The organism is Photobacterium sp. SP02 (assembly GCF_038519165.1).
Classification (GTDB): domain Bacteria; phylum Pseudomonadota; class Gammaproteobacteria; order Enterobacterales; family Vibrionaceae; genus Photobacterium; species Photobacterium halotolerans.
In genome coordinates, this window is record NZ_JASJOJ010000088.1 from 1 (window position 1) to 10,703 (window position 10,703).

General features: G+C 50.1%; 9 protein-coding genes and 1 pseudogene. All 10 read right to left on the reverse strand.

Features of this window, described 5'->3' with window-relative positions:
- Positions 1–8: 8 nt before the first annotated feature.
- On the reverse strand, positions 9–365 hold the full coding sequence (locus tag P0Y67_RS21185; RefSeq protein WP_342393461.1) for a hypothetical protein: 357 nt from the start codon (positions 363–365) through the stop codon (positions 9–11).
- Complete coding sequence (locus P0Y67_RS21190) at positions 365–670, reverse strand: hypothetical protein (protein WP_342393462.1); 306 nt, start codon at positions 668–670, stop codon at positions 365–367. The genes P0Y67_RS21185 and P0Y67_RS21190 overlap by 1 nt, the downstream gene beginning before the upstream one ends.
- Positions 663–1,052, reverse strand: a complete 390-nt coding sequence (fliS, locus tag P0Y67_RS21195) for a flagellar export chaperone FliS (RefSeq protein WP_342393463.1) — start codon at positions 1,050–1,052, stop codon at positions 663–665. The genes P0Y67_RS21190 and fliS overlap by 8 nt, the downstream gene beginning before the upstream one ends.
- 12 nt (positions 1,053–1,064) lie before the next feature.
- Positions 1,065–2,405 carry a flagellar filament capping protein FliD gene (gene fliD / locus P0Y67_RS21200; protein ID WP_342393464.1) on the reverse strand — a complete coding sequence of 447 codons (1,341 nt, stop codon included), beginning with the start codon at positions 2,403–2,405 and terminating at the stop codon, positions 1,065–1,067.
- Positions 2,406–2,818: 413 nt separating this feature from the next.
- Complete coding sequence (locus P0Y67_RS21205) at positions 2,819–4,345, reverse strand: M28 family metallopeptidase (RefSeq protein ID WP_342393465.1); 1,527 nt, start codon at positions 4,343–4,345, stop codon at positions 2,819–2,821.
- 532 nt (positions 4,346–4,877) lie between these two features.
- Positions 4,878–5,834, reverse strand: coding sequence for an alpha-amylase family glycosyl hydrolase (locus tag P0Y67_RS21210; RefSeq protein WP_342393466.1), 957 nt, complete (start codon positions 5,832–5,834; stop codon positions 4,878–4,880).
- Between the two features lie 375 nt (positions 5,835–6,209).
- Positions 6,210–7,091, reverse strand: a complete 882-nt coding sequence (gene lafA, locus P0Y67_RS21215) for a lateral flagellin LafA (protein WP_192016552.1) — start codon at positions 7,089–7,091, stop codon at positions 6,210–6,212.
- Between the two features lie 529 nt (positions 7,092–7,620).
- A complete protein-coding gene (locus tag P0Y67_RS21220; protein WP_342393467.1) occupies positions 7,621–8,427 on the reverse strand; it encodes a hypothetical protein in 807 nt (268 codons plus the stop codon).
- Positions 8,420–10,513 carry a flagellar biosynthesis protein FlhA gene (flhA, locus tag P0Y67_RS21225; protein ID WP_342393468.1) on the reverse strand — a complete coding sequence of 698 codons (2,094 nt, stop codon included), beginning with the start codon at positions 10,511–10,513 and terminating at the stop codon, positions 8,420–8,422. Before flhA ends, P0Y67_RS21220 begins: the two co-directional genes overlap by 8 nt.
- Positions 10,514–10,534: 21 nt before the next feature.
- Positions 10,535–10,703: pseudogene (locus P0Y67_RS21230) on the reverse strand (flagellar biosynthesis protein FlhB); the annotation flags it as partial.

Below are 10,703 nucleotides of genomic sequence, written 5' to 3' on the forward strand. Positions count from 1 at the left end.
CGCCGATTTCAGCCGCTCAGCGCACAAAGGCGTCTGCGCAGAATGCTTGAGGATGACACTGTTGCCGAGCTTGCTCCCAGCTGCTTTTCGGCCTGCGCCAGCAGATTGGCAATGATGTCTGCCGCTGCTGCCGGAGACAGTGCCGGATTGCTGTCTTGCTGTGATTCTGACAGTTCGGCAGCGTCGGCCGTGTAAGAGGTCTCAGTAATGGCTGCTTCCTGTTTGTCAGTGGCGGCATTGGATTGCAGCGTGTCACTGAAGTTGGAGGCAGTGCCATCATTGGACGGTTTGACTTTGCCGGAAAGCATGTCCGCCGACTCGCTGTCACTGTTAGCCAGTTTGGAATGTGAGACGATAGTGTTCATTAAAGCTCCATATTCATGGCCATTTGATATGCCAGAAGTCCTTCTTTTCCTTCACCGACGGCATTCATGTCTTGCTGTAACTTTTCTTTCGCTGCATTGACCGCAGCGATGGCTGTCTGATGACTGCTTTTCAGATGGGCAAGCGCCTGAAGATAATCTTCAGTCAGCTGTGTGCCTTTCAGATTCCGCAGTACTTTTTGTAACGTCTGATCAAGCTGCTGAAGGCGATCCCAGTCGCTATCAGTCACGGTGCGGTCAAGATGCTGCCTGAGAGCCACAAGCTGGCTCACTGTGATGTTAGGCATGCTGACCAAAACCTTCCCATCCCTCACGGACGTTAGTCATGACTTTTTCTACCGTCGTCAGGTGTTCGACTTTGTTCTGGGAACTGGCCTTAAAGAGCTCGCTGATGCAAAACTCGTAAAGGTCGTGAAGATTGGCGGCCAGTTCGCCACCTGCTTCTACATCCAGCGCACTGTCGAGGCCAATCAGGATGTTCATGCACTTACTGATGCCTTTCCCTTTGGCTTCCAGACGTTTGGATTCGATATGACCTTTGACCCGGACGACTTCATCCAGCAGGCCGTCAATCAGCATGATCACCAGTTGGTGAGGGTTTGCTGATGCGGCCTGGGCATCCAGATCGACGCTTTGATACGAATCAAAGCCCGAGTTTTGCATTAGCATGAGTTAACTCCTTTAAATCGCGAATAATCCGCTTGTTTGCTGCATTTGTGTCATCAGCTGGTTCATTTGAGTGAACTGGGCGAGATAACGGTCGTAAGACATCTGGTACTTGCGCTCCAGATTGGACATTTTGTCGTCAATACGGCTGATACTTTGCTGAAGGCTGTCTTTGCGGCTTGTGAAGACGCCATCAGAGAACGACAGATAAGGCTTTACCGTTGCTTCGAGCGAGTCGAACAGCTGATCGGTGCCGTTGAACATCTCGTTCAGTGCTGCCGGATCGGCGGCCTGGGCGGCTTCGAACTTGTCATTGTCAATAGCCAGCTTGCCGGTTCGGTCAATACTGACACCCACTGAATACAGGCTCTGGCCGTTGTAAGACTGACGGAAAATATTGCTGATCTGGTTTTCCAGAGAACGGATAGTCCCGTCACCGGCCAATGGGCCACGTTTTTCGTCTTTTGAGCCGACTTTGGTGTATTTGTTGATTTCAGACATCAGCGCGTTATACGCATCGACCATTTTGTTCAGTTGCTCTTTGGTGGCTTCTTTATCAGAACCCACAGTAATACCGACGGGCTGGTCACCACTGGCCTGTGCTTTAGAAACGGTCAGATCAACGCCGTCAATCACACCTTCAAAGGTGTTGGAGCTGTTGGTCAGTTTCAGGCCGGTGCCTTCCGCACCCAGCCAGATCACCGCATCTTTCGGTGTGCTGATATCCGTGCTGTTGGCAAAGGCATTTTCGAAGTTGGCATCACCTGTACCCGTTACGTTGACGGACACTGTATTGGCGACACCGGTTTCCTTGCCGGACAACATGAAGTGGGTTTCACCGTTGGCGCGCACCAGTGAGGCGTTCACACCCGGGTTGTTTTCATCATTGTTGATGGCGGCGGCCAGTTCCTGAAGGGTGGTTGTGCCGTCGTTGTCTGTGTCTACGGTCGCCAGATCAAGCGTCATGGTATTGCCATCCATAGAGATGACCATGCTGCCTGCTGCCGGAATCGCGGTGTCGGCTGTGGTGCCTGCGCCCAGATCAACGCCCATCTGATGAGAGGTCGCGATTTGTTCGACAAAGACCTGGTACTCACCCGCCAGTGCGCTGGCATTGACATTGGCACTGATGTTGCCTTCCTGCGAGAAAGTGGCACCGTTTTTTACCACGCTGTCATTCAGACCGTTCATGTCTTCTACTGCGCTGCGGAATGTCCGTAAGGCTGTTTCAATCTTGCCGTAGGCAGAAATCTGGCTTTGGTACTTATCAGCCTGAGTCTGAAAACGTTGCTGAAACGGCTGAACCTCATAGGTGGCCAGCTGTGTTGCCATACTGATCGGATCGATGGAACTCATGGAAAAACTCCTATATTTATGACTACTAAAGCAATTAGTGTGCCACTGTCTTAATTGATTGAAATAATTAGGGTTGTCATGGTTTTCCCTCACAAAGCGGAAGCAAGATTTCCGATCAGGTTTCCGCTTTATCTTCCGTCTGACAGTGATTGCTTCCAGACGGAAACTGTTCCGTTTCAGCAGAAAATAGACAGGTAAAGCCAATTCGCTTTGCAAGATCACCTTGTGACCTATGCAACAACCCCTATGAAGTAGGGCGGCGAATCGGTTGGGGTCATTAAGAAGCGCAGCGGGAAATCAGGGATGGGGAGAGAGTTAACGATAAAGAACCGGAAACCCGGGGGTTTCCGGTAATTTTGGTGCGGTTAAAATGTCAGGGGAAACATCCCCTGGTGCTGGTGGGTCAGCGCAGACTACTGAGTTGACGCCTCAAGTGTTACACCAGAGAATTGGCGATAGCCGTCCAGCATAATGGAGTATGTGCCCGGTGTTGCCCCGGCAAAGGTACAGACTTCGTTATTCCCGTTGCGGTACGGTCGGCAATCCCAGTTTTGTTTGCTGGCCTCCGAGCCAAATGACACATAGAGATCAACATCCCCCGAACCACCGGATGTGCTGATCTGCAGTGTTTTCTGCGCCGGCAGCTCGAAGCTATACCGCACTTGACTGCCGGTTGCACCGGACAATCCGTTAACCGGTACGCCATCTTTGAGCACGTTACCTGTCGGCGGCGGGGTTCCGCCTGTGGCATTGGCCATTTCAATGGCGTAGGCAAGGCCCAGCTTGGTGAACTTGACCGCATGAGAACCTGTCGGATCTGAGTTCTGCAGCGTGTCGTTCGGCGTGTGGATCATCGGGTTGTAGTCATTGAATTTCGCTTCAAAGGGCATAGCTGCAGAAAACCCGGCTTTATGCCATGAAGCGTGATCTGAACAGGCATAGCCGCAGGTGTCGAACCCGTAGGTTAAACTTGGCAGGTATTCATCAAGCAGCTGGCTGAGAAAGGTGGTCAGATTGCTGTCTGTGTAATCTGTGATAAACACAATATCTTCCACCGAGCCTTTGTAGTTGGTCATGTCCAGCTGCAGAGCAGAGATAACCTTTTTGCCTTCCGCTTTATATTGGTTGGCCAGATCCTGAGAGCCACGTAATCCGACTTCTTCCGCAGCATAAGCCATAACGGCAATGCTGCGTTTAGGCTGGAAATTGTTTTCTGACAGCACGCGAATAATTTCCGTTACGCTGGCAATGCCGGATGCATCGTCATCGGCGCCGGGCGCAATACTCTGCTCATTGGTGTGAGAGCCGATGGTGGAGTCCAGGTGACCGCCCAGTACGATCCATTCATCCGGTTTTTCTGATCCTGTTATTGTGAATACGACAGATTTCTGGTTGTAACCAAAGTGCGAAACTTGCTTAACGCTGGCGTTGGGCAGTGACGCGCTCAGCGAACGCCATTCACTGGCCAGCCAGTCAGATGCCTGCGCACCGGAAGTGGTGGTATAAAAACGGTTGATGAAGCTGGTCAGTGAACTGATTGTGCCGGTAATGGCCTGTGAACTTACCTGAGGTAACCAGGCGTTGACTGTGTCTTGCTGGCTGATATCAGGGATCGGAAAAAACGCGAGTGACTGCGGCATATTGCTGGCGGCAATGGCACTTTCTGCTGAGGAATGGACCATGTAACCGCCGCAGCGCTGATGGTCTTCGTGCATGTGGTGCGATAACTCAGCCAGCTGGCTGTAATCCACTTGTCCTACCCACACTGGTCCGCTGCTGGCCAATGACTCTGGTAATAAAGCTTGTGCTTTGTGCTGCATGACAGATTTCACCGTCTGGCTGGCATCCGACCCGATGGATATCCAGACTTTGTCTTCGGCATAAGCCTGGCTGCAGACAGCTGAAATGAGTAAAGCCAAAAACCTTGTTGTGTTTTTCATATTCTCCTCCCTGGAGATTTTTATTAAACCAACAAAACGTAGGCCAGTTTGGATAGAAAGCGAAATTATCCTTTTGCATCAATGTGTAACGTAAAGTTGTCATAAACCTATCAATAAAGTACTTGGCACCGGAGATGAACGGAAAATTCATGATGAACTGCTTAGTTACGGCGTTTAACTGACGTTATGGGCAGAAATTTCGGGTAGATATGGAGAAAAATATTGTTGAAATAGGCTGAGATTAGATTTCGATTTTGCGAGCTATGCAGACTTAGACTTAAAGGGACAGTCGCCTTTAAATCGGAGCGAAAGTCGTGTTGAAAGGACAGTCACTTTGGGTCATTGGCCAGAAAAAGGTAGTGTGCTTTGTGTCTGATATCACCGAATTTGCTGTTTATATCATCTTAATAAGATTGATTTACAGTATTTTTGATACCAGCAGCGGCTTTTCTGTCTCCGGTCTGACTTTCACGAGAGTGGGGGCGAACGCATGACATTCAGCGTGTTGTGTGCAGAGGGTACAGTGTAGGGATTAAGGAATTTGCAAGGCGGTTCGCCGTTGCCGGTTAAACTGGGGTAATGCTGTTTGAATTGCAGCGGCGGAGCCAACGAGTGTACATTTTTTTATGTTTGTACAAATATTTAGCCATGAATCAGCCTCAATACCAAGTCGTTCAAGGATAGGAAGCTGAGTTGATTGTATATGTCCGGGCTTATCTCCTCTGATTTGTTGTCCCGTCCATTCAACCAGTTCAAGATAATCTGCCAGGTGAAATGGCAGTCTTTCCGGCATATTGTTTCGCGGATTATCGGCGAAGGGGAAAAGCGGTGGGGCTGTCACCTGATTTTTGCGAAGCGATTTTATACGAGCTTTCACCGAAGTGAAGTTGGAGGTTTCTGGTGTGTCTGCAATACCGGCTCGTATGGGGTTTAGATCAACGTATGCCATAGCAGCAGCCAGGGCTTTTTCATCCAGTAATGCCTGGCTTTTGAAACGTCCTTCCCAAAAGTGGCCGGTGCAGTTATCTTCACGATTAGCTTCACTTGCTATGTATTGATTCAGCAGGCGCATGAACCAGCTGATGGAACAGAGTCTTTCCCGCCAGGTCTGGATGATGGTCAAGCAAGCATTTTGTTCGGCATCGGATAAGCTTTCGCTTTTTAAGAATCGCTGAATCAGCACGGGAGCACGATGTAAGGTGAGCCAGCGCTCAACGACTTCGTGATTCGATAAGCGATGGGCCTGATCTTTGTTGATATGCAGAACGACATGATAATGGTTGCTCATGATGGCGTAAGCACAAACATCCACGCAGAATACGGTGGCAATTCGTTTTAACCGTTTCTCGACCCACCCCCGCCTGTGTTCATAGCTGGTTTGGGTAAGTTTGTCATACCCGCACAGAAATGAACGCCGAACACAGCGTGAAACACAATGGTAATAGGGCGTTGCTTCTACACTAATGAGTTGGCTGCGTGCTGTTGTCATTGGTAATGATTGAGTTGTACTGGATGGATTCACAGTATCTGTGTTTGAGCGCAGACGAAAGGGATAAGTTCAGAATTTCGGGCCAAGTATGAAAAACATGAAATTGATGGAGTTGTTTTTTTCTTAATGTGCCTGTCCTAGTAGGAGGCTCTTGTAGGAGAGGTGCTCACGTGTCTGTCCTTATAGGATTTGAGAATGATGTGCCTGTCCTGATAAGAATGGATCTGCTGCTTAATATGTCTGTCCTTATAGAAGGGGAAAGCGCCAACATCATTCAGGGTGGAGTATTCAGGGGTGGGACGAAAAAAAGCCCCGAAAATCGGGGCTTTGAACATTGGAGTGACTTTGACTAGGTATCTGAGACTAATCAGTTGATTAGCGCAGCAGAGACATTGCCATGCCAGACAGCTGGTTAGTTTGAGACAGTACAGAAGTACCGGCTTGCATCAGCATCTGGTTCTTAGTCATGTTAGAGGTTTCAACAGCGAAATCAGCATCCATGATACGGCCTTTCGCAGCAGAGGTGTTCTCAACCATGTTGCCCAGGTTAGTGATGGTGTGTTCCAGGCGGTTGATGTTCGCACCCAGAGCAGCACGTGCGCCACCGATGGTGTCCAGAGAAGTCTGGATAGTGTCCATTGCAGTCTGTGCAGCAGTTTGGTTAGCCGCTACAGTTGCGCCTGTGTCACCAAAGGTACCCAGAGAAGCGATAGTACCGCCAGCTTCCAGCATAGTTACTGCTGCGCCAACTTTACCGTCGATAGAAGTAGCGAAGTCCAGAGTCTCAGCAGAAGAACCACCGATTTGCAGTACGATACCGCCGCCTTTCACACCGGCTGCGTCAAACACAGTTTCACCAGCGTACTTAGTGTTGGCCATTACGCTGCCCAGCTCGCTGGTCAGTTCAGTGAATTCTGCGTACAGAGCTTCCTGGTCGTTTACTGAGTTAGTACCGTTCGCTGCCTGAGTAGCCAGGTCGTTCATGCGGTACAGGATGTTACTTGCTTCGTCCAGTGCACCTTCAGTCGTTTGCATCATAGAGATGCCGTCCTGAGAGTTGCGCATTGCAACAGACATGCCGCGAGTTTGAGATTCCAGGCGGCTTGCGATTTGCAGACCAGCAGCATCATCAGCAGCAGAGTTGATACGGTAGCCAGTCGCCAGACGCTCCATGGCCGTGTTCAGCATGTTGCCTGTGCCGTTCAGGGTGTTTTGCGTAACCAGAGATGCGTAGTTGGTGTGCATTGATAGAGCCATGAAAATTCTCCTAAGTATTGCTTCTTTATATTGGTTTATATCGGCACACAAATCAGTTTGTTGTTCTGTGTGGCCGTTATTCCTACTCGCTAATATGAGGCGGAAGAGGCTCTGAGAACATTAATCAGAAAAGTGAAAAAAAATGATTTTATCTTGATGTTTAGCGGTTTTTTACCTGGTTACAATGAGATAAATTTATTAAAAATCAATAACTTGATTTTTATATGGAATGCTAAAATAAATTTTGAAAAATTTGCTAAATTCACCGTTTTCAGCTGTAAAAGCCATGGTGTGAGGTTTCAATTTTATTAAACCTGGCAATGAAATAATCAGCTTAGGTGCTGGTTAGAGTAAATGGTCTACACCTGAATGAGTGAAGGATTACGTAAAGACAGAAAAGAGCCAGGTAAAGAGGTAGCAAAGAGTTGTGATCGAGATTCAATATTTGGCGGGTAACGACAGAAAGCAAAACGCCAGCTGAAGTGCTGGCGTTGTAAATATTAGCTTTGTACATAAAAGTGTTGAGAGACTATTTAACGAGTTTAAATTTTCTCGGCGCGGAGAAGGAGGTGGGTATATCGCTGATGTACCCGAAATAATAACCCGCGCCAAGTCGACGGAAACGGACCAGATCGTATTGAGTGGCCACGCGTCCGGCGACAAACTCGACATGGCACTGTTTCAAAAAGCGGATGACCGGCAGGAGGCCTTGCTTAAAGGTTGTGTCTTCATTGAACTGGGCTATTTTGATAGCAGCAGGCGAATACCTCTCCAGCAAAGGGAGATAGGCGGTTGGCAGCCTGATATCCACCCAGTAAGCCGGACAAACATCGTGTAACCAGCCCAGCAATTGGCCCAGTTGCTCTGAATCTAAACCGGACTGGAAAAGCTGAATACAGGGCACGACGTCCTGCATCGCCTGGCTATGATGTTCAAACAGGGAAGACAAAAAATGCTGGCCGGGTTCCCATTTCAGTAAGGTTTCCACCTGCAGGGGCACAACTAACGGATTAATCAGGCTGGCGTGGATGGTTTCCTGCTGAAATTTAATGTGCCTGACAGCCAGTAGCAGCCCGAACAGATCCAGTGCATAACGCATCTCTTCAGACAGATCGAAACGGTAGACACTCTGCTCGTTATTGCTGCCGAACCGTAAAGTGAGGTGCTGGAATGTGACCTCGTTGGTTTCTGTGTGTCTTATCGGCTGGCAGACATGACGTATATCATTGTGCTGCATGGCCTCAAGCAGAATGTGATCATCCGGAGTCTGGGCTGCCTGAATCAGCAGCCCGCGTGCATGCTCGCCTAACGCGGCATCGGTAAACAACTTAGCCAAGGTTTCCTACCACATTGATTTGCTTGTGTTCTGGAATCTCATTATAAGACAAGACCGCCAGACCTTGTGCAAATGTACGCGCATAACGTGACAGAAGTGGCCGAAGTTGTGGCATCACCAGCAGAACCGGAGGCAGATTTTGCTGCTTAAGCTGCTGTTTGACTAATGGCAGGTTTTGCTGGAATTGCTGCAGAATATTGGGCTCAACCGGAAAACTGTCCAGCATGGCCTGGCCGTTTGACTGTGCTTGCTGCAGAGATTTCAGCAAAATTTGCTCCAGATCATCAGACAAGGTGTACACGTTCAGATCTTTGCGGTCACCGTTGATCAGGTTGACTAAAGTGCGGCGTAAGCTGCAGCGCACATCGGCGGCCAGCAGAATCGGATCTTTGGTATTTTCTGCACTGTCGAGCATGGTGTTGGCGATGGTGCGGATATCTTTGACCGGCACCTGATCCTGCAGCAAGTGACGGAACACCTTGAGTTGCTGAGCCGGTGTCATGACATTGCCCAGCGCCTCGGCCAGTTTCGGTGCCTGCAGCGACAAGCGGTGGATCATGTTGTCGACATCGTCGTGGGTGAACAAATCGGCCAGGTTGTTTTTCATTACCTTACTCAGGTGCGTGGCGATGACGGTAGCGTCATCAATGACCTGATAACCCATATTCAGTGCCTTGGCTTTGTCGCCGGGCTCAATCCAGACCGCCGGTAACTGATAGGCCGGGTCAGTCCCCAGGATGCCGTCAATATCACCGTAGGTTTCACCCACAGCAATGGCCATCAGGCGATCCGGTTCAATTTCACCCTGTTCGACTATCTCACCCTGTACGGCGATGGTGTACTGGTTTGGCCGCAGGCTGAGGTTGTCCTGAATGCTGACTTCAGGCAGCAGATAACCCACTTGCTCGGACAGGGTTTTACGAATCCCCCGGATCCGCTGCGACAGCGGCGCGCCCTGATCTTTATTGACCAGATGAACCAGGCGGAAACCCAGGTGCAGCGACAGGCTCTGAACATGCGGAATATCATCCCAGGCCAGCACCTGCTCGCTTTCACGGCGCATGGCGTAGCCAAGTTGTTCAACCTGTTCCAGCTGATCATCATGGGTGGGTGATTTGAGCTGCCGCCAGCCCGAATAGGCCAGGACGGCAGCGAAGGCGTAAAATGCCAGATGCGGCATACCCGGCACACTGCCGACAATCGCCATAATCGTGGCGGCAGTAAACAAAGTGGTCGGGGAAGCGAGCAGCTGACTGCGCATCGACTCAGCCATGTCATCATCGCTGTCATTGATGCGCGTCACGATAATCGCCGCTGAGGTGGCCAGCAGCAGGGACGGGATCTGTGCAACCAGACCGTCACCGATAGTCAGCAAGGCAAAGGTCTTGAACGCATCTGCGCCCGTCATATCGTATTCGAATACGCCGATACTGACACCACCAATAATATTGATGAACAGAATCAGCAGGCCGGCGATGGCATCGCCACGGACGAATTTTGACGCACCGTCCATCGAGCCGTAGAAATCCGCTTCATTGGCGACTTCTTTCCGGCGCAGTTTGGCGCGTTCCTGATCGATCAAACCGGCATTCAAATCGGCATCAATCGCCATTTGTTTACCCGGCAGGGCGTCGAGGGTAAATCGGGCAGCGACTTCTGAAATACGCTCGCCACCTTTGGTAATCACCACGAAGTTGATGATCATCAGAATGACAAAGACCACCAGACCGACGACATAGTTACCGCCGATCACCACTTCACCAAATGCCTGAATCACTTTACCGGCCGCATCGCCGCCGTTGTGGCCTTCAAGCAGCACTACCCGCGTTGACGCCACGTTCAGCGTCAGACGCAGCAGCGTCGCGACCAGCAATATGGTCGGGAAGATAGAAAAATCCAGTGGTCGTTTTGCCGTGGTACTGACCAGCAGCACCATGATAGCCAGCACTATGTTGAAGGTGAACATGGCGTCCAGCAGCATAGGAGGCAGGGGCAGCATGACCATGGCCAGTATCATGAGCAGCGCAGCAGGAATGCTGATATAACTGCGCTTTAAATGGTTAAATTTAGGTAGCCTGTTTAACATGGGTTTGATCTCTCTCCTGCCTTAATACTGTAAGTGGCGTGGAATCGCAAAAGTCGGTAATGCTTGTGGTTTGCCGCCTTTCCCGGTACGGAAAGCTTTGAGCTGCATGACATAAGTCAGAATGTGCGCCACGGCGATATACAGCTGGTTCGGCACGGCCTGTTCCAACTGAGTAGTATGGTAAATAGCA